Here is a 24,612-nt window from a genome sequence, read left to right on the forward strand (position 1 = left end):
GTTCTGGTGAGCGCTTTTATGCGTACTTCTCACCGCATTTTATTACTTTCCAAGTGGGTGATTTATGGACGGATGTGCCCGTCACCCATAACGATCCACTTAGACGTGGTAAGTTCTGGCAGCCCCATAGGACCTCGAGCATGTAGTTTTTGAGTCGAGATACCGATCTCTGCACCTAACCCAAATTGCCCACCGTCAGTAAAACGCGTAGAAGCATTCACCATGATTGCTGCTGAATCCAGTTCAGCAATAAAGCGTTCTGACGACTCATACGATTTCGTTACGATCGCTTCGGTATGCCCAGACGTCCACTGTTGGATATGTGCAATTGCGTCGTCAAGCGAATTAACAACTTTTACGGCGAGGTCAAGTGAAAGGTATTCCGTTGCCCAGTCTTCCTGTGTTGCTGGAACACAGCCGTCAAGTCCCGCCCCAAAAGCTGCAGCATTCTCATCAACATGCACTGTGACATTCGCGCTGCGCAGTGCTGCAAACGCTGCTGGCAAGAATTGCTCGGCAACATTCTTGTGCACGAGAAGAGTTTCAGCGGCGTTGCACACGCCTACACGCTGCGTTTTTGAATTCATGACGATGTTGATCGCTGTTTCAATGTCAGCGCTTTCGTCAACATAAACGTGGCAGTTTCCCGTGCCTGTTTCGATAACCGGCACGGTCGCTTCGCGCACAACTGTTTGAATGAGGTCTGCTCCACCGCGCGGAACAAGCACATCCACGAGTCCGCGAGCGTGCATAAGAGCTACACCACCAGGACGACCATATGCGTCAATTGACTGGATCAAGTCTGCGGGGAGGCCTTCGGTTTCAAGGGCTTCTCGCAACACCTCAACGATGACTTCATTCGATGCGGCGGCTGCGCTCCCCCCACGCAAAATAACAGCGTTTCCGCTTTTCAAACCGAGAGCTGCAGCATCAACGGTTACGTTGGGGCGCGCTTCATAAATCATCCCGACGACACCCATTGGTACGCGTATTTGACGTAACCGCAAACCATTAGGCAAACGTGAACCACGGATGACTTCACCTACTGGGTCTGGCAGCGCTGCAACCTCACGCAATGCATCTGCAATTGCTGCGATTCGCGGCGTGTCAAGAGCTAGCCGGTCAAGTAATCCGGGGGTCATCCCGCCTGCTTTACCACGATCCAAGTCAATTTTGTTCGCAGTGATGATGCGTTCGTCGTTGTCAACGAGCGCTTGCGCTAATGCAAGCAACGCAGCATCTTTAGTTGCACGAGTGGCGGTTGCGAGCACCCGTGACGCACTTTTTGCACGTGAAGCAACTTCACGCACTGCACTATTAACGTCCACTGACGTAGCAGTTTCGGTTTGGCTAATTTCCGTCATGGTTTAAGCCTATGTCAGGTTGTCATCAAGAGACGGACCATTTCGATGGGTGGTCGACTCTAGGGCCCACCACCCACCGTGTAAATTTCTTATTGTGCTGCTGTTGGTGTTACAACTAGTGCAAGCACTTCCGTGAGGAGTCTTTGTGCGATTGGGCTTGGCATGAGCTGTGCGTAAGCCATAAGTTCGGCCAGTTCACCAGGCAATTCGCCGTTTGCTGGATCAATACCCATGCTCTTGAGAATCATGTGAATAGCCTCGACCGGAAGCGCATCAATACCTGCACCGTTTTCTGCCACACCGTACTGACCTAGTGCTGCAACAACAGTCTCAATGTCTTGACGAATTTGAACGCTGCGTAGGTGCCCTGGTTTTCCTCGCACTGCATCAGCTGCTGCCTTAACAGCTGTGATGATGTCATCAACTTTGTCAGCAATGACTGGAGTCAAGGTGAGGTGAGCTGACTGCGGAAGACTACTTCCGTTGTCTTGGATAAGCCCAGGCTGTGATTGCAGCGTCCAGCCAAAAGTGCGCACTTGGTCAACGAGTAGGTGCGGGTTGACTCTGCGTTCTGCAGGTACGTTTTCGTCTTCGACAAGCGCAAAGAGTGGCCCTGTTGGCGTGCCTTGTATGCGCAGCCCTTCGATAGCACCTAACTGTTCAATCAAGGTGCGGGTTGCCTGTTGTGTGCGACGAACAAGTTCTGCGAAGCCTTCTTCGCCAAGGAACTGAACGATCGCCCATGCGCTAGCGATTGGTCCCGCGGATTTTGAGCCAAGGAGTGTAGGGTTCACTACCGGATATCCGGGCCACTGTGTTACCGCAAAGTATTGGGCGCGGTGGCGGTCTGCTCCACGTTGCAAAAGCACGGAAACACCTTTGGGGGCATACCCGTATTTGTGCAGGTCAGCAGATATTGATGTGACACCAGGCACCCTGAAGTCCCAAGCCTGATCAAGGTCTTCCCACCATGGCAAGGCAAGCCCGCCAATGCACGCGTCGACGTGCAATGGGATTCCTCGTGTGAGTGTTTCTTGGGCGACAACTTCAATTGGGTCGAGTTGTGCGTAGGGATAGTTCGGTGCGGATAGCACGACGACGGCTACATCGTCGCCTAGACGGTCGATGATGTCTTGTGGTGATACCTCGCCAGTTGTCGGGTCAACGTCGACAAGGTCAAGAATCAAGTCAAAATACTCTGCGGCTTTGTGGAAAGCAGCGTGTACGGTGCGTGGTGCAACGATACGACCAATTGCATGCGAGGTTTTCCCTTTACGCCAAACGTCTCGCGCTGTTTTTACTGCCAGTAAGCAGCTTTCCGTACCACCTGTAGTGACGTTACCGAAAACGTCTTCACCACCGTTAAGCGCAGTACGCACAAAGCCAAGCAGATCTCGTTCCATGATGGCTACGGATGGGAAAGCAGTTGGGTCTAACCCATTAATTGGTTGCACAATTTTTGCTGCGTGTGCAGCTAATTCATCAATTTCTTCAATACCGGTGTCATACACGTATGACAAGACACGTCCACCATGTGTGGGGGCATCAAAAGCTCGAAATGCTTGAATGCGCGCGAGGATTTCTTGTGAGCGTGTGGATAAATGTGCGACGGCTGTTTGAGAATGTGGCGCGTCGGATTCTTCAGATTGTGTTGGCATTTTTGTTCACTATCTTTCTTGCTGGTTATTGCTGTACTGCTGCACGGTATGGTGCGGGCAGCAGGTTATTGGGTGACGGCGTTGTCAATGTCGTGTTTACGCAGTGGGTATGTGCGTAGTGCGAACAGCGAGATGAGGATTGCTGCTGCGGGGATGATGCTGAAGGCTAGGATGATGCCGGTGACTGCCGAGTCGGGTTGTGTCACGGTTTCGTTGTGCAGGGATTCGATGTATCCGGTGAGGGCGAGCACTATGGTTAGTGCGGTTGAGCCGAGGGCCATTCCTGTGGTTTCTCCGGCTGTCCACACTCCCCCGTAGATTCCTGCTTGGGAGTCTTTGTTGTTGTGTGTTGCGTGTGTGATGGTGTCTGGCAGCATTGCCATGGGTAGGGATTGCATTCCTGCGTAGGCTGCGCCGCATAGTGCGACGGGTAGGTAGATCCAGGGGCCTGGTGCGATGAGGAGTGCGGTCATCATGAGGGCGCCTGCCATGAAGATGATGGAGGCGTACATGAAGGATTTTTCTTTTCCGATTTTTGCGGAGATGTTTCCCCACACTGGTGCCATGAGTAGGGCTGGCGCGATGAGTGCGACGAAGATGTTGGTGATTGCTGCTTCTGAGTTGAGCACCCATTTTGCGACGTATTGTGCACCGGCTAGCATCATGCCGGTTGCTAGGGCTTGGAGGAAGAATGTTGCGAGCAGAACACGGAAGGGCTGGTTGGTTTTGAGGAGTTCTATCCCTGTTGTGTAGTGCTTGAGGGTTTCGCGTAGGCGTAATGCTCGTAGGGGTGAGGGGGCTGTGGGGTCTGGGGTGTTTCGTGGTGCTACGCGTGCGGCGATGATGAAGCCGATGCCGATTATTGCGCCGGCTACGAGTGCCATGATGATGTAGCCGAGGCGTTCGTTGTCGCCACCGAGGGATCGCAGTATTGGTCCGCCGCCACCGAATGCGAGGATTGCGGCGCTGAGGATGACTACTCGCCAGGTGAGTAGTCGGGTGCGTTCGTCGTAGTTGGGTGTGAGTTCGGCGGGTAGTGCAATGTATGGGACTTGGAACATGGAGAACGCTGTTGCGCAGGCGATGAACATGAAGAGTACCCATAGTGCTGCGGGTAGTCCGTGGAGTTGCCCGGGTACAGCGAATGTTGCGAAGAAGAAGATGGGTAGGAAGATCGCACCTAGTGTCATGAGTCGGGCGCGGGTGCCGGTTTTTCGTGCGCTGGCGTCGGAGATGTCGCCGATGATGGGGTCGATGAGGACGTCCCAGATTTTTGCTACGAGAATGATGAGGCCGGCTAGTGCTGCGGTGACGCCGAGTGTGTCGGTGAGGAAGTAGATCAGGACGAGACCTGGTAGTGTACCGAACCCTCCTGTTCCGAGTGATCCGATTGAGAATCGGGCAATCACTGAACGCGGGAGCGTTGTGGTTGCTGGTGTTGGTACGGCGTTGTCAACACGTGGCTTTAGACCCATATCGAAAGCATATGATACGGCGGTCACATTTGGCTCGAGTCAAACGCTTTCAATTTGGAAAGTATTTTGTGGGTTTCCACCAAAAAACGTTATTTGCTGCTCTGCGCCGGTAGGTTGATGAGTTCTGTTGTGCGCATTTCGTTAAGATTCTTCGGCGAGCACACCGAGTGAAAGCACAAGATCATCGCGGTGTACGACAGCACGATCGTAGCCATCTCCATGCGAATTTTTTAGTTGCACGGTTGAACAACCTAAAAGTTGTGGCAGGTCCGCAGAGTCGAATGCGACGAGTCCGCGACCGAGCACTGTCCCATGTTCATCTACAACTTCGACTGGGTCGTGTGCGTCAAAGGTTCCTTCAACTGCGGTAATACCAGCTGGCAGGAGTGAAGCCACTCCGCTTCGTATTGCTTGTGCTGCCCCGTCGTCAACGATGAGTGTGCCTCGGGTTTTTGCGGCGTAGGCGAGCCACAACCGTTTTCGGGTCATGCGTTTTCCGTGTGCGACAAAGCATGTTCCCACGTCTTCTCCGTCAAGCGCGGAGGCAACGTGTGCAGCCAGCGTGAGGATAACAGGAATACCTGTTGACGTTGCAATACGTACGGATTCGAGTTTAGAAACCATACCGCCAGTACCTACGGAGCTGCCTTTTGTTGTTACTTCCACGTCAACGATTTCTTGGAAGGAACGCACGATAGGGATACGTTGTGATCCGGCTTTCTTTGGGGGTCCATCGTAGAGACCGTCCACGTCGGTGAGCAGAATCATTGCGTCTGCATGCACGATGTGGGATACCAAAGCTGCTAGCCGGTCGTTGTCACCGAATTTAATTTCGTGGGTGGCAACAGTGTCGTTTTCGTTGATGATGGGGATGATCCCCAGTGCAAGGAGGCGTTCAAGTGCCCGCTGCGCGTTACGGTAGTGCCCGCGACGCATTGTGTTTTCTGCGGTGAGGAGCACTTGACCGACACGCATGTCGTGTCCGGCGAAAGCGGCAGCGTACCGTGCAACAAGGAGGCCTTGTCCCACGGACGCTGCTGCTTGCGCTGTTGCAAGATCTTTAGGACGAGCTGCTAGCCCTAGTGGGGCTAGTCCAGCCGCAATAGCACCCGAGGTTACGAGAATGACTTCGCTGCCTTGGGCTTTGCGGTGAGCGATCACGTCAACAAGCGCGTTGAGGTTCTCCACCGACAGTCTTCCATCTGGGCCAGTAAGCGACGAAGACCCAATTTTGATGACGATACGGTGTGCTTGTTTTATCTCAGCACGTTCGTTGCGTGTAGACGCTTCCGTGTGCGAGGTGTTGACTGACGTAACCACCAGCCTATTGTCCTTCATTGTGCTAGTTGGACGAAGTGTTGTCCGGATCGTTGACATCGTTGGCGCCTGGATCTGTCCAGTGCCCTGAGGAACGTTCCATCCATAGTTCTTCTCGTGCCGCTGTTTTTGCGTCCATACGGTCGGTGTATTCGCGGCGCTTTTGGGCACGGGTTGGCCGGGCCTGATCTTCTAGACGCATGTCTGTACCGCGTGGCCCACCAAGCAGTTCGGCACCAGTTGTCATGGTTGGTTCCCAATCGAAAACAACTGCGTTGTCTTCTGGACCGATCCGTACTTCGCTGCCAGCAACTGCTCCTGCTTTAAAGAGCTGGTCTTCTACCCCGATGGTCGCTAACCGGTCGGCGAGGTAGCCGACGGCTTCGTCGTTGTTGAAGTCTGTTTGGCGCACCCAGCGTTCTGGTTTTGTACCGCGAACTTCAAAGTATTCGTCGCCAGCAAAGTCCCTGAGTTTGGTTACTGTTACTGGGATGTCACGGCTTTGTGGTTGCACAAGGGTGACGATTTGGCGGTGTGCCTCTGGCTGGTTTTTGCGTGTGTACTCTACGTATTTTGCCAGCGCAAAGCTTAGCTCTTTAAGGCCCTCGCGTGTTACCGCTGATACTTCGAAGACGCGCAGTCCACGCTCTTGAATGGTGGGTTTCACAAATTCGGCGAGTTCCCGGCCATCAGGTACGTCAATCTTGTTGAGTACTACAAGTTGTGGACGTTCGTGTAGTGGAATACGAGCGTCTTCAAGTTCGAGTTCGCTGCTGTATGCCCGCAGTTCTGCCTCAATAACTTCAAGGTCAGTGAGTGGGTCGCGGTCTTGCTCTAGCGTCGCCGTGTCAAGGACGTGCACGATGACTGCGCAGCGTTCAATGTGACGCAGGAATTCTAGGCCCAATCCTTTGCCTTCGCTCGCACCAGGAATAAGACCTGGGACGTCTGCGATGGTGTATCGGGAGTCACCTGCTTGAACAACACCTAGGTTTGGTACGAGGGTTGTGAACGGGTAGTCCGCAATTTTTGGACGCGCTGCTGACATAGCAGCAATGAGCGACGATTTTCCTGCGCTAGGGTATCCCACGAGCGCTACGTCTGCGATGGATTTTACTTCAAGAGTGATGGTGGTTTCTTCACCTGGTTCACCCAGGAGCGCAAAGCCTGGAGCTTTACGGCGCTTTGATGAGAGGGCAGCGTTTCCTAGCCCACCTTGCCCACCAGAAGCTGCAATATATTCTGCGCCTTCACCAACAAGGTCGGCGAGAACGTTTCCTTGCTTGTCTTTAATGACTGTTCCATCTGGAACAGCCAAAATGAGATCCTCACCGTTAGCGCCCATACGCAGGTCGCCCATACCGAACGATCCGTTTGGGGCAGTGCGGTGCGGCGAGTGGTGGTATTCGAGCAGGGTCGTGACTTGGGTATCTACCCGCACGATAACGCTGCCTCCACGTCCGCCGTTTCCGCCGTCTGGGCCGGCTAGTGGTTTAAATTTTTCGCGACGAATCGAGGCACACCCGTGTCCGCCGTTTCCTCCTTGGGCGTGCAGCGTCACTCGGTCAACAAAAGCGGCCATGGTCTACCAATCAATCCGTATTCGCGGTCATTCATGTGGGGCTAATAATGCTAAAGGGACGCACCACACGGTGCGTCCCTCAGCGTGAAGCTATGTGCTTAAATCAGGCAGTTGCTTCGACGATGTCGATAACTTTGCGTCCGCGGCGGGTGCCGAACTGGACTGCACCAGCAGTCAATGCAAAGAGGGTGTCGTCTCCACCGCGACCAACGTTTTCGCCTGGGTGGAAGTGTGTTCCACGCTGACGAACGATGATCTCGCCGGCCTTAACTACTTGGCCGCCGAAGCGCTTGACGCCGAGTCGTTGTGCGTTCGAGTCGCGACCGTTCTTGGACGAACTCGCACCTTTTTTATGTGCCATGACAGTACCTGTCTTTCCTAAAGTTGATCAGTGCCCCAAGGAAGGGAAGCACCGTCTAAGTCACTTAATTCCGGTTACCTTAAGGCGGGTCAAAGCCTGACGGTGACCCTGGCGCTTGCGGTATCCAGTCTTGTTCTTGTACTTAAGGATGCTGATCTTCGGACCTTTTTCGTCGCGGAGGATCTCAGCGGAAACCTTAACCTTCGCAAGCTTTGCTGCGTCGGTGGTTACCTTTTCTCCATCAACGAGAAGGATCGCTGGAAGTTCAACGGAGTCGCCGGCGTTACCGGAAAGACGGTCGACGACTACTACGTCACCAACAGAAACCTTCTCCTGGCGGCCACCAGCCTTGACGATCGCGTAAACCACGTGCTGCTCATCTCTCTTTAGTCACTAAGGACATGTTCTCTACTGGACTTCCCAGGATGACTGAAGAGGCAGCGCATAATGCGCTTGCGATCAAGCCCATAGAACTCAACATGCATAAGCCATTTATCAAAATGGCCGTTTCTTAGTCTATGCAATGCTGTTGGTGAATACCATGGAGAATCATGTGATGCTCATCGTATCCACGTCTATCGCTTGCTCGCCCCTTGCATCCAAGGAACTGTGTTTCGTGGCCGCATAAGCGACTGAAACACTCTGGACGGGCAGTTAATTACAGGTAACTAACTGGCCTTCCATACTGACAAACAACGCTCGGTTTACACGTCCGCTCCGTCGTTAGCAGTTACCTCATACTGTGAGGATGTGCCTTACCAATGCTGGTTCGTACATCTCTTAGGTTCACAGCCGAGACGATTGCCGTACGGCGATCCACTGAATCAACAGGTTCATCAGCAGAAATCTTAGGTGAAACGCGTACGACCGCATTTCACGACACTTCATTGTACAAGATAGGAGTCAATGGTTTGAACCTATCGAGCAAAAACGGGACCTACGCCACACATCTTTACGACTCTTCTGAAACAGTTCCTTCTTCAGAAGAATCATGCGATGCGTCTGAAGTTGACGGCTGGGCGTCTTCTTCATGTGCGTGAGCCGCAGCAGCAGCGATCGTAGCTAAGGTTACTTTCACCGCATCACGCGCTTCTTGGTCGCCTTCAATTTTTGCAACGACCTCATGAGTTGCCGCGTTTTCCTGCGATTCTTTAGCTTTTTTGCGACGAGATTTTTTGGTCTCTGCTTCCACTGGGGCAGCGTGCGTGTGTGTTGTCCCGTGCGAGCCGCCCTTTTCGTTTGGCTCGTCGTGCACAATAAAGCCGCGCCCGTTGCAGTGGTCACATGTAGTTGAGAACGCTTCGACGAGGCCTTGACCTACCCGCTTACGAGTCATTTGCACGAGGCCAAGTGAGGTCACTTCAGCAACTTGGTGCTTTGTGCGGTCTCGACCTAAGCACTCGACCAGGCGACGAAGCACAAGGTCACGGTTTGATTCAAGAACCATGTCGATGAAGTCAATGACGATGATTCCACCGATGTCACGCAAACGTAGCTGGCGAACGATTTCTTCGGCAGATTCTAGGTTGTTGCGGGTGACGGTTTCTTCAAGGGTTCCGCCTTGCCCAGTGAATTTCCCGGTGTTGACGTCAATGACTGTCATCGCTTCGGTACGGTCAATAACAAGCGAACCACCTGATGGGAGCCAGACTTTGCGATCCATACCCTTGGCAAGCTGCTCATCAATACGGGCCGACGAGAAGATGTCTTTTTCGCTGGTCCAGCGAGATACACGGTCGGTGAGGTCCGGCGCTAGTTCACGAACATATTCAGAAATCTCGTTCCAAGCGTTGGCTCCTTGCACCTTCAACGATTTGAAGTCGTCGTTGAAGATGTCACGGACTACCCGGATAGCGAGGTCTGGCTCGCCTTGTAGTAGTGCGGGCGCGTTTGCGGTTTTAGATTTCTTTTCGATTGCTTCCCACTGCGTTTGCAGGCGGGCGATATCGGACTTGAGCTCTTCTTCGCTTGCGCCTTCAGCTGCGGTTCGCACAATAACGCCTGCGCTGTCTGGGACAACTTCACGCAGGATGCGCTTTAGGCGCGCGCGTTCTGTGTCGGGGAGTTTGCGCGAGATTCCGGTCATGCCGCCGCCTGGCACATACACAAGGTAGCGTCCAGCAAGAGTTATCTGTGATGTGAGTCGGGCACCCTTGTGTCCGATGGGGTCTTTAGTTACCTGTACGAGAACCGAGTCCCCTGATTTTAGGGCTTCTTCGATCCGTCGGGGCTGCCCGTCGATGCCATGCGCATCCCAGTTCACTTCACCCGCGTATAGGACCGCGTTGCGGCCTTTACCGATGTCTACGAATGCGGCTTCCATGCTTGGGAGCACGTTTTGCACACGGCCAAGGTAGACGTTTCCGGCCATGGATGCTTGTTGTTGCTGCGACACGTAGTGCTCTACGAGAACGCCGTCTTCCAGTACCGCGATTTGGGTACGTCCGTCACGTTCGCGCACAACCATGGAACGGTCTACCGATTCCCTGCGTGCCAGAAATTCTGCTTCGGTGATGATGGTGCGTCGGCGCCCTGCGTCTCGTCCTTCTCGGCGACGTTGACGCTTCGCTTCTAGACGTGTTGAGCCTTTCAGCGCTGTTACTTCATCGTGTGATGAACGTGCAGAGTCGTCTCCGGTACGTCCAGACCTACGGCGACGGCGACGACGACGTGATGACGAGTATTCTTCATTGCCGTCAGCGTCGGTAGCGTCGTCATCGCTATCTGCGCCCGAGGTTTCTTCTGGTGCTGGCGCTGGGTTTTCTTGCGCGGGTTCGCTTTCAGCATCCGCTTCTGCGTCTGTGTTTTCAGCAGTGGTACGGTTGCGGCGGCCGCGGCCTCCGCGACGGCGACGACGACGTGGTGATTCGCTGTCGTCTTCGGTGTCTTGCGGTGCTTCTTGCTGCTCTTGCTCAGCGGCTGGTTCTTCTTCTGTGTCTTCTGCTTTTTTGGCTGGACGCTGTTTAGCGTTGTCGCGCTTGTTTGTACGTGGGCGCTCTTGCGTCTGTGCTGTTTCTTGCTTTTCAGTTTCTGCTGTTTCGTTTTCAGCGCTGGTGGTTTCTGCGCGTTCTGGAACTACAGAAAGATCTGGTGCTTGGAAGAGTAAGGCGGTCGTTGCTAAGCGAGGACGCGATGATGCTGCGGGTGCGTTGTCTTGTGGGGTTTCCGCGTTATCTTTGGGCGCGCTGAACACTCCGTGGGTGCGGGTTCGGGTGCGCACGCGACGCTCTGTAGGTTCAGTGTTTCTAGCAGGCTTGTCGCTAGCACGGTCGCTGGAGGTTTCGCTAGCTTCGGATTTCTCCGCTCCAGTTTCTACCTCTGCATCAGCAGCACGTGTTTTCTTCGCGTTTTTGGGTTTACGAGTGTTCTTCTTTGGTGCACTCTTTTTTTCTTCACGCGTGTTGTCTTCACGCACGGGAGCTGGAGCCTCTACGGGTGTCGCAGTGGTTTCTGCTGCGCGTTCTGTGTGCTGTGTTGTTTGTTGTGCGATTTCGGTTGCGGTTCCAGAAACCGTGACGGATGCTGTTGAGGCTTTACCCGATGACGTGACGCGACGAGAGCGGCGTGCGGGAGCAGATTCGGTGTTGTCTGTTCCGGATTGCGCTGTTACTACTGTGGCGTTTCCAGCGGTTGTTTTCGGTTGTGCTGGGGGTGTTGATGCTGCGGTGAGGAACGCGACTGGTGCGACTGTTGGCGCGGACGTTGCGCGTGTGACACGGCGGCGAACTGGTTTGCGCGATTCTTGCTTGTCCGTGGTTTCGGATGTTTCTGAGTTACGTGATTCGTCGTTGAGAGTCACTCTATGTGCTCCAAAATGCCGCCCATACACTACCCCACACTGGTTGTGCAGCAACGGCTGTTCAGTCGTCCTTACAAGGTGATGAGCCTTGCGGACGGAAGTCCAAGGGTGCCCGAGACACTACGGCGAGCGATCGTGCGCGCGTGAGGCGCGATCCGCGTTCGCTTTATGTGACTGGCACGAGTCACGGCGTGTGGGCGTGTGGTCACCCAAGCCTCATTCAGTATCTCACAGGCGCGATGGTTCGTCGGCATTTGTGTATGTGCGGCGGCCGCAAAACCCCTTTTCAGCCTTACAGAATCAAAAGACGCACACACAATACGCACATAACAGGCCAATCATGGACGTTCTTGCTACAGTTTTGGCGCGCTTGCCGCAGGGTTAGGCTCAAGGTCCCTGTATCTGACAACCATGCATCTCATGTCATTTTCTGGCTTGACAGGCGGATCACCTCACAGTGTTAGACACTAAAAAACCCACTTTCGCCGCACCTCACACCCATTTGAGGACCAAGGTCCCACAGTTATAGGTCATTACGTCATAGCGTCAGTTACGGCAGGATTTTCACAACAATTTCCCAAGCTGGAGAACCCATGGAAGCCTTGGACATCGCTAGGTGGCAATTCGGTATCACAACCGTCTACCACTTCTTCTTTGTTCCCCTCACAATTGGCTTGGCCCCCCTCGTCGCAATCATGCAGACAATGTGGGTGCGCACCAAAGACGAACGGTGGCTAAAACTCACCAAATTCTTTGGAAAGCTACTGCTCATCAACTTTGCCATCGGTATCGTCACCGGAATCGTGCAAGAGTTCCAGTTCGGAATGAACTGGAGCGAATACTCACGATTCGTTGGAGACGTATTCGGTGCGCCACTCGCAATGGAAGCGCTTGCAGCGTTCTTCGTGGAATCAACATTCCTCGGACTATGGATCTTCGGTTGGGATCGCCTCAACAAGAAAATCCACCTCGCCTGCATTTGGCTCGTAGCAGGAGCGACGACGCTCTCCGCCTACTTCATCCTTGCCGCAAACTCCTTCATGCAACACCCCGTCGGTGCACGTTTCAACCCTGAAACAGGACGCGCCGAAATGGAAAGCATCTGGGAAGTCCTCACAAACTCGACAGTACTCGCAGCCTTCCCCCACACCATTACCGCAGCATGGCTCACCGCCGGAACATTCGTTGCCGGTATCGCCGGATGGTGGATGGTGAAAGAAAACCGTCGCGGACGCCCAGAAATTGCACACGGCGTCTACCGCAAAGCATTCAAACTTGGTTTAGTCACCATGATCATCGCCGGTGTCGGCCTTGCCGTCTCAGGTGACATCCAAGCCAAACTGATGTTCAAACAGCAGCCCATGAAGATGGCCGCCGCCGAAGCACTCTGCGAAACCCCAGAAGGTGGAACACCGTTCTCCATCCTGTCCATCGGCGACTTCTCAAACGACTGCAACAACGTCAAACACATCCTTGAAATCCCCGGAGCGACATCCTTCCTCGCCTCAGGTGACTTCAACGCACAGCTCAAAGGCATCGACGACCTCCAAGCCGAATACGAAGAGCGCTACGGATCAACCGATTCACAAGGCAACGCAATCGACTACTCGCCAAACCTTGCAATCACCTACTGGTCATTCCGACTCATGATCGGCTTCGCCATCTTCTCTGCAGCACTTGCACTCGCAGGCATGTGGTACACCCGAAAAGGTGGCACACCAAAGAAGAACTGGTTTGGAAAACTCGCACTGATCGCCATCCCGGCACCATTCATTGCGTCATCATTCGGTTGGATCTTCACCGAAATGGGACGTCAACCATGGGTTGTCGCACCAAACCCAACAGGCGTAGACAAGATCCGCATGCTCACCGCAGACGGCATCACATCAGTACAAGGACCAGGGGTTGTTATGGCCTCACTGATCCTCTTCACCATCGTCTACACCTTCCTCACCATCGTGTGGGCACGCCTCATCTGGCGTTACATGGCAGAAGGAGCACCGGAGAACGTCCACGACGAATCCCCAGAAGCAAACCCTGACCGTGAAAACGACCCAGACGCCCCACTCTCATTCGCCTACTAAATAACCGATCCAAGAAAGGAACGAGAACATGGAATACGAGTTCTTAAACATCTTGTGGTTCGTCCTCATCGCCGTTCTCTGGACCGGCTATCTCATCCTCGAAGGTTTCGACTTCGGTGTTGGAATGCTCCTACCAGTCCTCGGTAAAAACGACAAACAACGCCGACTCGTCATCAACACCATCGGCCCAGTCTGGGACGGCAACGAAGTATGGCTACTCACCGCAGGTGGAGCCACCTTCGCAGCATTCCCCGAATGGTATGCAACCCTCTTCTCAGGTTTCTACATCCCACTCTTCTTGATCCTCATCGCACTCATCGTGCGCGGTATCGCATTCGAATACCGTTCCAAGATCAACGACCCAAAGTGGAAGCAACGCTGCGACTGGGGAATCATCTTCGGCTCATGGGTACCAGCAATCCTGTGGGGTGTCGCATTCGCTAACCTCATCCGCGGAGTAGAACTCGACGCAAACCACCAATACGTTGGCGGATTCTTCGCACTACTCAGCCCATTCGCCCTCCTCGGAGGACTGACCACACTCGTGCTCTTCCTCCTCCACGGTGCACTATTCCTCGCACTCAAAACAGACGGAGATATCCGCTACCAAGCACGCGCGCTCGCAGCCAAGTTCGCACTTGCAGCGATCGTCATCGCAGGTGGCTGGGCGATCTGGGCACAGCTCGAATACGGTAAACCATGGACATGGGCTGCCGTAGCACTAGCTGCCGGATCACTCATCGCAGCATACTTCGCCAACGCACGCGGCAAAGAAGGCTGGGCATTCACCTCCACCACGCTGACACTACTGGCAGCAGTCATCCTCATCTTCGGTGTACTGTTCCCCAACGTCATGCCAGCAAACAACCCAGAAAACTCACTCAACATCATGAACGCGGCATCAACGCCATACACGTTGACCGTCATGACCTGGGTTGCAGTCATCCTGACACCAGTAGTCCTGCTCTACCAAGGCTGGACACTATGGGTATTCCGCAAGCGCCTCAAAGTGGAACACATCCCAGAGTCAATTGGACTTGCTACGCTGTCAGTCCCCAAGGAACTCCTCAAGGACTAGTCACGCGTGAAACCATTTGATCCACAACTCCTCAAAGTTGCGGCCCCAGCCCGCGGTTACGTCATCCTGACAACCGTGTTCGGGGTCGCAACCGCGGGACTTGTCATAGCGCAAGCACTGCTCATCGCGGCAGTGCTTGCGCCGGTTATAAGCCAAGGCAAAACACTCACCGACGTACGCACCCCACTCATCTGGCTCGGTGTCGTCGTCCTCATGCGCGCACTCATCGCAGGGCTCTCAGAAAGATACGCCCACCGTGCCGCAATCAAAGTAATCGTCGAACTACGACGAAAAGTCATCGAACGCGCCGTCGCACTCGGCCCACGCTGGCTATCCGCCCCCACCACAACCGGATCAAACGGCTTAGACGTTGTCACCCTCGCCACACGAGGACTCGACGACCTCAAACCCTACTTCGTGCGATACCTCCCCCAACTCCTCCTCACAGCCACAGTCACACCCGCCGCACTCGCTGTGATCTTTGGGCTCGACATCATCTCCGCGATCATCATCATCGTCACAATCCCCCTCGTGCCGATCTTCATGATCCTCGTTGGGCAACTCACCCAAAAAACATCAGAACGCCGCCTAGCCGCCATGTCACGCCTAGGCGCACAAGTACTCGACCTCATCACCGGACTCCCCACACTGCGCGCATTCGGACGCGAAATAGGGCCAGTCAAACGAGTAAAAGAACTCGGCGACGCCTACACAAACTCCACCATGCGCACCCTCAGAGTGGCCTTCCTCTCCGGAATGATCCTCGAACTACTCACCACACTCTCCGTCGCCCTCGTCGCAGTCGGCATCGGTATGCGCCTCGTCTACGGACACTCCGAACTGCAAATCGCCCTCGCAGTCATCATGCTCGCGCCAGAGGTCTACCTCCCCATCCGCAACGTCGGCACACACTTCCACGCCTCAACCAACGGAATCGCAGCCTTCAACGCAGCGCTCGGTGTCCTGTCACACACACCAAAAACCACAGGCACCACCACGGCACCAGACCTCACAAGCACCACAATCACATTCGAATCCGTGAGCGTACGAGCACCCGAACGCGACCTACTCGCGCCCGCACAACTCAACGCAACCATCCACCCCGGACACATAACCGCGCTCGTCGGACACTCCGGCTCAGGAAAAACCACAACAGTCCTCACCATGCTCGGACTCGTCGAACTCGACGCCGGACGCATCACCCTCACACACGACACCACCACACACGCACTCACCGACATCGACCCCACCACACTGTGGCCCCAAGTCGCCTGGCTCACCCAACGTGCCGCGCTACCACCCGGAACACTACGCAACGCACTCACCGAAGACACCCGCACCCAAGCCAGCGACAACGAACTCCTCGCAGCCGCACAACAATCAGGTTTCGACGAAGTCATCAACGAACTACCCAACGGCCTCGACACCCTCGTCGGAGTAGGCGGAATCGGACTAAGCGTAGGCCAACGGCAACGCCTCACCCTCACCAAAGCACTACTCGCCCAAGCCCCAGTAGTCATCCTCGACGAACCAACCGCACACCTCGACGCGGCAACAGAACAACGAGTACTCACCACACTCACCCAACTCAAAAACAACGGCCACACAGTCATCGTCATCGCGCACCGCGCATCACTGATCGCGCTCGCCGACCACGTCATCACCGTGCACAACTCAACGGAGGTGACACATGCCAACGACTAGTCACACCACCACGCCCGCCGACCCCACCAAGACCACACAATCGCTACGCCGCTCACTCGCACTCCTCCACGTACGCAAACGCGACGCAGCACAAGCAATCCTCATGGGCGTGATAGCACTAGGCAGCTCCATCGCACTAGCCGCAGTCTCTGCATGGCTCATCGCCCGCGCCTCACAAATGCCACCCGTCATGCAGTTAGGTGTCGCAACAGTCTCCGTGCGCATGTTCGGTATCGCACGCGGCCTATTCCGCTACCTCGAACGCCTCGCATCACACAGCGTCGCACTCAAAGGAATGGCATCACTACGCACAGAAATCTATGCGCAACTCTCCACCGGAAAAATAGAATCCATATCAAGCATCCGGCGCGGTGACCTCCTCGCGCGCGTATCAAAAGACGTAGACGACGTAGGAGACCTCGTCGTCAAAGGCATACTGCCCGGCGCAGTCGCAGCGATCCTCAGCGTTGCCTCCATCGTGTTCGTCGCAGCATTCCACATCCCAGCAGCACTCGCCCTCACCGGCTTCCTACTCCTCGCTGGCATAGTTGCACCCTGGCTCGCACAAAAAGCCGCCCGCAACACAGAAGCCCAATCAGCCGCAGCACGCGCGCACATGTCCGCACTCAGCCACGACATCGTCACCCAATCAGCTGAAATCGTTGTTGCAGGCGCCCTACCCCAACGACTCGCCCAACTCGCACGCACCGAAGAAGACATCTTCACCGCAGCAGACAAAAACGCACGCCTAGAAGGACTCGCCCAAGGCATATTCACCTTCTCACTCGTCGCATCAGCGTTCTGCGCCGCCGCATTAGGTATCCCCAGCGTCATAGACGGCTCACTCGCCCCAGTAGAACTAGCAGTCATCGTCTTAACGCCACTCGCAGTATTCGAAGTAGTGCAAGGCCTACCCGCAGCAGCCATCCAAATGCACACATCACGGCAAGCCGCACACCGCATCATGGGAATACTCGACGCCGCACACAACGACACACCAGAACGCGACAACGTACCCCAAACGTTTACCCCACAGGCAAACGGAAACACCCTCCAAGCCACAACACTCGCAGTCGGCTGGCCACAACACACAGTACTCACCGGGCTCAACCTCACCCTCACCCCCGGAAAAACAATCGGCCTCGTAGGGGCAAGCGGCTCAGGAAAAACAACCACCCTCATGACCCTCGCCGGACTCCTAACACCCCACGCAGGAACAGTCACCCTCAACGGCACCACCATCACCGACCTCAACCATCACGACGTAGCCAACGAAGTCATATTCGTTTCCGAAGACTCCCACATCTTCGAAACCACAGTCCTCGAAAACCTCCGAGTTGCCCGCGGCAACGTCACACGCGACGAAGCACTCACCGCACTCGAACAAGCAGGACTCAACGACTGGATCGCCCAACTCCCACAAGGCCTCGACACCATACTCGGCTCCCACGCCGCCACCGTATCCGGCGGCGAACGACGCAGACTACTCCTCGCCCGAGCACTCTGCTCACACGCAACAACCCTGCTCATCGACGAACCAGCCGAACACCTCGACCCACACACAGCCGACGCCCTACTCACCGACCTGCTCAACCAAAGCACACAAGCCGACAACAAAAAACGCACAGTCGTCATTGCAACACACCGGCTCACCCCCATGCGTAACGCAGACGAAATCCTTATGCTCAATGACGGACACGTTGTTGACCGCGGAACCCACAGCGAACTCGTCGCACGCAACACTGCGTACCGCGAGGCGCTCGCCGCGGAAGCAACCACAGATTAAGGAGTACATGCAGTGATGCCCGCGGAAGCAGACGCCATCGAACGAGAAAAATGGCTCAGCGCAGGTTCGGAAATAACCACCATGCTGTTGCAAGGACTCCCCGAAGAAGACGTCCTCGAACACATTGTCACTGTCGCCCGAGAAATCGCGCACGCTGACGCAGCAGCACTCATCCTGCCCGGACTAAAAGGCGAACTCATCGTCGAAATCGTCCGAGGTTGGGGCACCGAAGACATACTCGGGCTGCCCATGCCACGTGATGGCATTGCCTGGACTGCACTGAACACCGGAAAAGCTCGACTCGTCTCATCACTAGCAGACTCACGCATGGTCTCAGTCGACGAAATGCGAAAATACGGTCCGGCGCTTTACGCACCCATGGGAACCCCAGAAAAACCCGTTGGTGTGCTCGTGCTGCTTCGGCGTCCCGGACAAGAATCATTCATTTCCAAAGATTTAGAGCGCGCTTCCACCTTTGCCGACCAAGCTGCACTCGCACTCGTCGTCTCAGAGGCACGCCAAACCCAAGACGTCAGCAAACTCGTTGACGAACGCGAACGAATCGCCCGCGACCTCCACGACCTCGCCATCCAGCAGCTCTTCGCCACCGGCATGCAGCTAGAAGTCGTCCGACGCCGCGCAGCACGAGGACTAGACAAAGCAGGCCTCATCGCGATTCTTGACGAAGCCCTCGACAACATCGACAACTCGGTTCGAGAAATCCGCTCAGTCGTTCACTCGCTTCGAGACCCAGACGCAGCCACCGGCCTCGTCGAAAGACTACGCCGCGAATCCTCCCTCGCCCGCACAGGCCTTGGCTTTGCACCGTCACTTGTCATCACGCTCGACGACCGCAGCCTAGGAGTCATGGACGAAGACGAACAAGTCATTGATGACCTCGTCAGTAAAAGCCTCACCGACGATGTGCTTGCCGTATGCCGTGAAGGGCTAGCGAATGCTGCCCGTCACGCACAAGCGCAATCTGTTGCGGTTCGTGTTGCTGTGACCACCGCGCAGGCTGCCACCGACGGTGTTGGACGAGTCGACGTTGAAGTAGAAGACGACGGCATCGGTTTGCAGTTCGTTTCAGGGCGTAAATCTGGAACATGGAACATTTCTGCGCGGGCGCGACAGCACGGCGGAGAATACTCACTCGAAAACTCACCAACTGGCCAAGGCGCACTACTGAGATGGAGCGCACCACTACAGTTTGTGCGTTCCGACGCAGCTAACCCGATCGCATCGGAAAGCACCGCAAGTTCGGCGCCAAGCCCCGACAAGTGGACATACTCAAACTAAACACAGCCAAACACAGTGAAGGGGCCCGACGAAATGTCGGGCCCCTTCACCATTCACACTAGTTTTTTACCTAGTTAGTTTTTACCTGGTTCGCTTGACCATGCGTGGTGTTTGCGAGCAGCAACCCACGCCGCAACCTGTGTACGACGCTGCAAACCCATCTTCGCCAACAACGACGTGATGTGGTTTTTTACAGTCTTCTCAGCAATAGAGAGACGCTCCGCGATTTCACGGTTTGATAAACCCTCACCGATAAGTTCCACGACACGCAATTCGGATGGTGTGAGGTCTTCTGTTGGGTCGTCGTGCTCTTTACGTCGACGAGTCACCGTACGCTCATCTAACAAGACACGACCGGCCGCCACCGCACGCACAACCTCTGCGATTTCAGCGCCACGCACCGATTTCAGGACGTATGCGGCAGCCCCAACTTCCAGAGCTGCTGCGAGCGCACTGTCGTCGTCAAAAGACGTCAAGACGATGGCGCGAGCGTCTGGTCGGTTAGCTTTTATTGAGCGGATCAGGTCGATGCCTGTTCCGTCTGGTAGTTGCAGATCGACAAGCATCACTTGGGGGTTAACGAGTTCTGCACGTCGCACGCCCTCAGCGACGCTCCCTGCTTCAGCGACGACGCCCATTCCATCGGCGCGGTCGATGACTTCAGCGATTCCTCGTCGGACGACTTCGTGGTCGTCGACAATCATGACGCGAATGTCTGAGTTGCTTTGGCTGCTGGTAGTTTCCACATGCCAATTCTATTGTGTTATCTGTGTTTTGCGGGACTAACGCGCACGAAGGTATCGAGATATGACACAGTGTCACTGTGAAAGTCTTGATTCCCTCGTCAATTGTGATTACTTTGCCCGACGATTCACGTTATGACGTTGTCACCTATGATCCTCGCTCTCCTATCGTTGATGAGCATTGTGACGCTGAGGTGCTCGTGGTGTGGGGGAACACTCGCTCCCAGTTGGCGGACTGTGCGCAACGGTTGGGTGGCCTTCGCTGGATTGCGGCGTTAAGTGCTGGCGTTGATGTTATTGAGGCTGCTGGTTTTGCTGCAGGTGTGGTGATTACGAATGCGCGCGGTTTGCATGATGGTCCTGTTGCGGAGCATACGCTCATGTTGGTGTTGGCTGTTGTGCGTCGTTTTGATGTGATGGTGTTGGCGCAGCGCGATAAGCGGTGGGCGCGAGAGCTTGGTGGTGTGCAGCCTGTTGGTATTCAGCGTGGTCAGTCTGGTGCTGTGGCACGGTTGGGGACGTTGCGTGATGCACGCGTTACGGTGTGGGGTTTTGGTTCTATAGCGCAGCGGCTTGCCCCCATGTTGACGGCTTTGGGTGCTGAGGTTACGGGTGTTGCACGGTCGGCTGGTGTGCGCGGCGGTTATCGTGTGGTGTCGTCGGCTGATGTGGTTGAGACACTCAAAGATACTGACGTGTTGATTAATGTGCTTCCTGCTACTGCACACACAGAGAACGTTATTGATCAGGCTGTTTTGGATGTGTTGCCTGCTCATGCGTGGCTTATCAATGTTGGTCGTGGTGCCACGGTTGATGAGGCAGCGTTGTGTGCGGCTTTGCATGCGGGTGCGATTGGTGGGGCGGCTCTTGATGTTTTTGCGTGGGAGCCGTTGCCTGAATCGTCGCCGTTGTGGGATGCCCCCAACCTTATGATTACCCCACATGCGGCTGGTGGCCGCCCTGAAGGTGTCTCTGAGTTTTTGCGCGAAAACCTTGTCCGTTATGTTGAAGGTCGTGCATTACAGAACGTGGTGCCTCAATAGTTTGACGTAAAAAGACGGGTCTTTTGTGTGGTGTCATATTTACAATGAGGCCATGCATAGTTCGCGCCTGTTCCACATTAAAACCGCTGATGGTCGAGTTCTTTCGGGCATGATTCATGGCCCTGAGGAGGGGCAGCCTGTCTTGTTTATTGCGGGCGCGGCTACAAGCAAATTAATGACTTTTGGCGACGAGCTGCTGTCCTCTGTGAATCTGTGTATGGTCACTATGGATAGAGCAGGGATTGGGGATTCAACGCCTGATCCGACGAGGACTCTCGCGTCGACGGCTGCAGACTACCAGTCCTTCCTTTCCGCTGTCCTTAGCGGATATGGCGGGCCTGTTCCTGTTGTGGCGAACTCTCAAGGGGCAGTGTTTGGGCTTGCGTTAGCGCAGGCTGGCGGAGCCCACAACCTCACTCTTGTTTCACCAGCAGACGAGATCGCTTATCCACCTATTAAAGCGATGCTGCCACCTGAAGCCACACAACTCAGCGAACTTGCGCAGGCACACCCTGAAAAAGCAGCAGAGATACTCGCTAGTTTTTCTCCACAGGCAATGGAAGACCTAGTCATGAATGGTTCTAGCCCAGAAGACGCTGCTTTTTACCGCACTGAACCATTCCTATCGTTGTATCGGCGCAGTCTTGCAGAGGGCTTCGAGAATAGTGGTGCTGGCTATGTGCAAGACACACTCATTGCTATGCGACCGTGGGATATTTCCTTCGACGCAATCGCTTGTCCCGTGCACATACTTTTTGGTGCCCGTGATCTTACGCATTCACCTGATCATGGTGAAACCTTGACCGCACGTATTCCGGGAGCCTCCCGGAAAGTGTTTTCAAACGCGGGTGGAGCCTTGCTGTGGACTCACGCCCAAGAAATCTTAGGAACAGCGGTTGGCACACCCCTCAGATGAAGTCAGGATTCTTTAACGAATTCTGTGGCGACTTCTCCAACAACATACAAGTCAATGTGAAGTGCCAGTAGCGTTCCTGCAGCGTTGTATGTCGCCAGCACAGGGTATGTGCCGTCGCCCCACCCTGAATGACTCAAAACAATGTTTTCGTTGTTGTGGGCGAATGCCACTGGAATGTTGGCGACCCCGTCTTCCAAGTGGTCTTCTGAATCCATGGGGTCAAACCAGTCTTCAGTGTCACAGATGTCATAAACGTTTTCTGGCACCACAGCGTGGTCTATAAAACTAACGGTTCCGGCATCTACGTCCACACCATAAAACATGCCTTCTGGCGCGGCCTCTTCGGTGCTTTCCGCATACGCAACCTTTGCCGCAGCTTCTTCTGCAAAGACCACGGAAAGATATGCAACCCGTTCATGCGAACCGTTCTGCTCATTGGAAACATCAGCGATGGTCGCATACACAGGAAAAGAACCTTGCGGGGTAGCGAAGATTGGACCGTCGCCGAGCATGACAAACGGGTCACAAGCTTGCACCTGCCCTGACGGAAGTTGTATGTCGCCTAAAGGCAGCACACGTAAAGACGCCGGCTGGCCATCCAACTGGGTTGCAGGGCCGGTGTGCAGAGCATAAAAGTATTGAATATCCACAAGGGATATTTTCACACCCGCCTCTGACATTTCAGACCGTTGACCAGCCCATTCATTTCCTCTGGCATTTAGGGCAGAAGAAAGAAGAGCGGTTCATGAACATGACTCGTTCAATTGTGGTGCCGCAGCGCCCACACGGGTGGCCTTCTTGACCGTACGCGTTCAAGGAACGATCAAAGTATCCTGATTCGCCGTTAACATTCACGTATAAAGCGTCAAATGATGTGCCGCCTTGCACTAACGCTTGGGACATCACGTCGTGGGCGTGCGAGAGCAGCTCGTCAACGGCTTTGCGGGTAAGTTTGTTGGCTGGGCGTTCGCCGTGAATACGTGCACGCCACAATGCTTCGTCCGCGTAAATGTTGCCGATACCGGAAACAACTGACTGATCCAACAAGATACGTTTAATGGCTGCTTGTTTGCTGCGTATCTTTTTGTTGAGCAGGTTACGCCCCGGTGTCTCTGGCCCGTAGGTGGGGTCCAGTAAATCTCGGGAAATGTGTCCTAACAGGTCAGGAACAGTACTGTATTGGGTGCCTAAACCGCCAGGTTGTTCATCTGGGGTTGCCGCCAGATCACTCACTGCGAGATACCCGAATGTTCGCTGGTCAACAAAATCGAGGAAAACACGATTTGGCTGGTGTGCAGAACCTTCAAGGGTCATGCGTACACGCAGGTGGCGGTGCGGTTCAGTCTGTTCGTTAGCGTCTTTTACTAGCAGTTGCCCGCTCATCCCAAGATGCCCGACAAGTGCTTCGTCGCTGCCAGTGAATCCCAGCCACAAAAACTTTCCGCGACGAGCCACATACTCGATGGTTTCTCCACGCAAACGGTCCACGAAATCGTGTGGCCCGCCCTCGTGGCGGCGAACAGAATAGTCACGCAACACAGAAACATCGCGTATGGTGCGGCCAACAACATGACGTTCGAGGCCTTCACGTACTGTTTCTACTTCTGGGAGTTCTGGCACGGTACCTTACGCTAGTGTTTCTGCCTGACGAGTTTGTTCGTCTTCACGAATTTTCAAGTAACGGTATGCCTGCTCTGCGGCTTCTTGTTCCGCATGCTTTTTGGCTGTGCCTGTTCCGGTTCCGCGTTCTTCCCCATCAATAACCACACGTGACGTGAAAATCCGCGCATGGTCAGGACCGTTGGACACATTCTGGTAGGCGGGAGCGTCTAATCCAAGGCGTGCACAAATTTCTTGGAGTGATGTTTTCCAGTCCAAGCCAGCGCCAAGAACAGCGGCTTCTTCGAGTGCGTCGTCAATCAAAAAGTGCACGAAGGAACGCGTGGTTTCAAGTCCGTGAGTCAGATATACGGCGCCGATGAGCGCTTCGACGGTGTCGGAAAGAATGGAATCTTTGTCGTATCCGCCGGTTCGTGATTCGCCTTTTCCTAGCAAAATAAAATCGCCTAGGTTTAAGCGGCGTGCGATGCGGGCAAGCGGACGTTGAGAAACCGTTGCGGCACGCATTTTCGCGAGATCACCCTCGGGTCGTTCAGGGTAATCACGATATAAAGCTTCGGCAGTAACCACACCCAAAACGGCGTCGCCTAGGAACTCAAGGCGCTCGTTTGTGGGAATACCACCTGCTTCATGAGCAAAAGATCTATGTGTTAGCGCTAGAACAAGAAGCTCGGGGTCCAGGTGGACCCCGAGCTTCTTAAGAAGTTCTGACGCCGGCGTAACTCGTCGAGTTTTCTTCGAAGCCACCGGTGTTTCCTTCCAACCGTTATCAGTTAACTGATA

19 protein-coding genes are annotated in these 24,612 nt (G+C 54.7%); 7 read left to right on the forward strand and 12 right to left on the reverse strand.

Going from position 1 to position 24,612, the window contains the following annotated elements; all coding sequences use genetic code 11:
• Positions 1-62 precede the first annotated feature (62 nt).
• From ACR9EC_RS05100 to ACR9EC_RS05135, 8 genes are all read right to left on the reverse strand, one after another.
• Complete coding sequence (locus ACR9EC_RS05100) at positions 63-1,364, reverse strand: glutamate-5-semialdehyde dehydrogenase (RefSeq protein WP_435300418.1); 1,302 nt, start codon at positions 1,362-1,364, stop codon at positions 63-65.
• Between the two features lie 89 nt (positions 1,365-1,453).
• Positions 1,454-3,022: a pyridoxal phosphate-dependent decarboxylase family protein gene (locus ACR9EC_RS05105; protein WP_435300419.1), complete on the reverse strand. Its 1,569-nt coding sequence runs from the start codon at positions 3,020-3,022 to the stop codon at positions 1,454-1,456.
• 65 nt (positions 3,023-3,087) lie between these two features.
• A complete protein-coding gene (locus ACR9EC_RS05110) occupies positions 3,088-4,497 on the reverse strand; it encodes an MFS transporter (protein ID WP_435300420.1) in 1,410 nt (469 codons plus the stop codon).
• Between the two features lie 141 nt (positions 4,498-4,638).
• A complete protein-coding gene (gene proB / locus ACR9EC_RS05115) occupies positions 4,639-5,835 on the reverse strand; it encodes a glutamate 5-kinase (RefSeq protein ID WP_435300612.1) in 1,197 nt (398 codons plus the stop codon).
• Between the two features lie 4 nt (positions 5,836-5,839).
• Complete coding sequence (obgE, locus tag ACR9EC_RS05120) at positions 5,840-7,396, reverse strand: GTPase ObgE (RefSeq protein WP_435300421.1); 1,557 nt, start codon at positions 7,394-7,396, stop codon at positions 5,840-5,842.
• Positions 7,397-7,499: 103 nt separating this feature from the next.
• Complete coding sequence (rpmA, locus tag ACR9EC_RS05125) at positions 7,500-7,757, reverse strand: 50S ribosomal protein L27 (protein WP_435300422.1); 258 nt, start codon at positions 7,755-7,757, stop codon at positions 7,500-7,502.
• A gap of 60 nt (positions 7,758-7,817) precedes the next feature.
• The gene (gene rplU, locus ACR9EC_RS05130; protein WP_435300423.1) at positions 7,818-8,126 is read right to left on the reverse strand and encodes a 50S ribosomal protein L21; all 309 of its coding nucleotides are present in this window, start codon (positions 8,124-8,126) and stop codon (positions 7,818-7,820) included.
• Between the two features lie 583 nt (positions 8,127-8,709).
• Entirely contained in the window at positions 8,710-11,556 is a 2,847-nt protein-coding gene (locus ACR9EC_RS05135; protein ID WP_435300424.1) for an Rne/Rng family ribonuclease, read from the reverse strand.
• A gap of 593 nt (positions 11,557-12,149) precedes the next feature.
• Here ACR9EC_RS05135 and ACR9EC_RS05140 point away from each other — a divergent pair.
• The 5 genes from ACR9EC_RS05140 to ACR9EC_RS05160 are packed head-to-tail and all read left to right on the forward strand — an operon-like array spanning position 12,150 to position 19,507.
• Positions 12,150-13,640: a cytochrome ubiquinol oxidase subunit I gene (locus ACR9EC_RS05140; RefSeq protein ID WP_435300425.1), complete on the forward strand. Its 1,491-nt coding sequence runs from the start codon at positions 12,150-12,152 to the stop codon at positions 13,638-13,640.
• 28 nt (positions 13,641-13,668) lie between these two features.
• Positions 13,669-14,718 carry a cytochrome d ubiquinol oxidase subunit II gene (gene cydB, locus ACR9EC_RS05145; protein WP_435300426.1) on the forward strand — a complete coding sequence of 350 codons (1,050 nt, stop codon included), beginning with the start codon at positions 13,669-13,671 and terminating at the stop codon, positions 14,716-14,718.
• Positions 14,719-14,724: 6 nt separating this feature from the next.
• The gene (gene cydD, locus ACR9EC_RS05150) at positions 14,725-16,422 is read left to right on the forward strand and encodes a thiol reductant ABC exporter subunit CydD (protein WP_435300427.1); all 1,698 of its coding nucleotides are present in this window, start codon (positions 14,725-14,727) and stop codon (positions 16,420-16,422) included.
• Positions 16,409-18,208 carry a thiol reductant ABC exporter subunit CydC gene (cydC, locus tag ACR9EC_RS05155; protein ID WP_435300428.1) on the forward strand — a complete coding sequence of 600 codons (1,800 nt, stop codon included), beginning with the start codon at positions 16,409-16,411 and terminating at the stop codon, positions 18,206-18,208. The genes cydD and cydC overlap by 14 nt, the downstream gene beginning before the upstream one ends.
• A gap of 15 nt (positions 18,209-18,223) precedes the next feature.
• On the forward strand, positions 18,224-19,507 hold the full coding sequence (locus tag ACR9EC_RS05160) for a sensor histidine kinase (RefSeq protein WP_435300613.1): 1,284 nt from the start codon (positions 18,224-18,226) through the stop codon (positions 19,505-19,507).
• Positions 19,508-19,581: 74 nt separating this feature from the next.
• Here ACR9EC_RS05160 and ACR9EC_RS05165 read toward each other — a convergent pair whose 3' ends face one another.
• Positions 19,582-20,211 (reverse strand): response regulator, encoded by a 630-nt coding sequence (locus ACR9EC_RS05165; RefSeq protein ID WP_435300614.1) that lies wholly within the window; start codon positions 20,209-20,211, stop codon positions 19,582-19,584.
• A gap of 119 nt (positions 20,212-20,330) precedes the next feature.
• Between ACR9EC_RS05165 and ACR9EC_RS05170 the strand changes: the two genes are divergently transcribed.
• Both ACR9EC_RS05170 and ACR9EC_RS05175 read left to right on the forward strand, forming a co-directional pair.
• Entirely contained in the window at positions 20,331-21,293 is a 963-nt protein-coding gene (locus tag ACR9EC_RS05170; RefSeq protein WP_435300429.1) for an NAD(P)-dependent oxidoreductase, read from the forward strand.
• 52 nt (positions 21,294-21,345) lie between these two features.
• Positions 21,346-22,209 carry an alpha/beta fold hydrolase gene (locus tag ACR9EC_RS05175; protein ID WP_435300430.1) on the forward strand — a complete coding sequence of 288 codons (864 nt, stop codon included), beginning with the start codon at positions 21,346-21,348 and terminating at the stop codon, positions 22,207-22,209.
• A 2-nt stretch (positions 22,210-22,211) separates the two neighbouring features.
• Here ACR9EC_RS05175 and ACR9EC_RS05180 read toward each other — a convergent pair whose 3' ends face one another.
• The 3 genes from ACR9EC_RS05180 to rnc are packed head-to-tail and all read right to left on the reverse strand — an operon-like array spanning position 22,212 to position 24,576.
• Positions 22,212-22,859, reverse strand: coding sequence for a DUF4241 domain-containing protein (locus ACR9EC_RS05180; protein ID WP_435300431.1), 648 nt, complete (start codon positions 22,857-22,859; stop codon positions 22,212-22,214).
• A 52-nt stretch (positions 22,860-22,911) separates the two neighbouring features.
• On the reverse strand, positions 22,912-23,829 hold the full coding sequence (gene mutM / locus ACR9EC_RS05185; RefSeq protein ID WP_435300432.1) for a bifunctional DNA-formamidopyrimidine glycosylase/DNA-(apurinic or apyrimidinic site) lyase: 918 nt from the start codon (positions 23,827-23,829) through the stop codon (positions 22,912-22,914).
• Between the two features lie 6 nt (positions 23,830-23,835).
• Positions 23,836-24,576 (reverse strand): ribonuclease III, encoded by a 741-nt coding sequence (gene rnc / locus ACR9EC_RS05190; protein WP_435300433.1) that lies wholly within the window; start codon positions 24,574-24,576, stop codon positions 23,836-23,838.
• Positions 24,577-24,612 lie beyond the last annotated feature (36 nt).

The organism is Timonella sp. A28 (genome assembly GCF_051200815.1).
Taxonomy (GTDB): domain Bacteria; phylum Actinomycetota; class Actinomycetes; order Actinomycetales; family Cellulomonadaceae; genus Timonella.

Excerpts from the sequence above, each read along its gene's own strand:
- rpmA (WP_435300422.1), bottom strand. The coding sequence starts at position 7,757 with ATGGCACATAAAAAAGGTGCGAGTTCGTCCAAGAACGGTCGCGACTCG.
- ACR9EC_RS05165 (WP_435300614.1), bottom strand. The coding sequence starts at position 20,211 with ATGATTGTCGACGACCACGAAGTCGTCCGACGAGGAATCGCTGAAGTC.
- ACR9EC_RS05160 (WP_435300613.1), top strand. The coding sequence starts at position 18,224 with ATGCCCGCGGAAGCAGACGCCATCGAACGAGAAAAATGGCTCAGCGCA.
- obgE (WP_435300421.1), bottom strand. The coding sequence starts at position 7,396 with ATGGCCGCTTTTGTTGACCGAGTGACGCTGCACGCCCAAGGAGGAAAC.
- ACR9EC_RS05105 (WP_435300419.1), bottom strand. The coding sequence starts at position 3,022 with ATGCCAACACAATCTGAAGAATCCGACGCGCCACATTCTCAAACAGCC.
- cydC (WP_435300428.1), top strand. The coding sequence starts at position 16,409 with ATGCCAACGACTAGTCACACCACCACGCCCGCCGACCCCACCAAGACC.
- ACR9EC_RS05100 (WP_435300418.1), bottom strand. The coding sequence starts at position 1,364 with ATGACGGAAATTAGCCAAACCGAAACTGCTACGTCAGTGGACGTTAAT.
- ACR9EC_RS05175 (WP_435300430.1), top strand. The coding sequence starts at position 21,346 with ATGCATAGTTCGCGCCTGTTCCACATTAAAACCGCTGATGGTCGAGTT.
- ACR9EC_RS05110 (WP_435300420.1), bottom strand. The coding sequence starts at position 4,497 with ATGGGTCTAAAGCCACGTGTTGACAACGCCGTACCAACACCAGCAACC.
- cydB (WP_435300426.1), top strand. The coding sequence starts at position 13,669 with ATGGAATACGAGTTCTTAAACATCTTGTGGTTCGTCCTCATCGCCGTT.
- ACR9EC_RS05140 (WP_435300425.1), top strand. The coding sequence starts at position 12,150 with ATGGAAGCCTTGGACATCGCTAGGTGGCAATTCGGTATCACAACCGTC.
- proB (WP_435300612.1), bottom strand. The coding sequence starts at position 5,835 with ATGAAGGACAATAGGCTGGTGGTTACGTCAGTCAACACCTCGCACACG.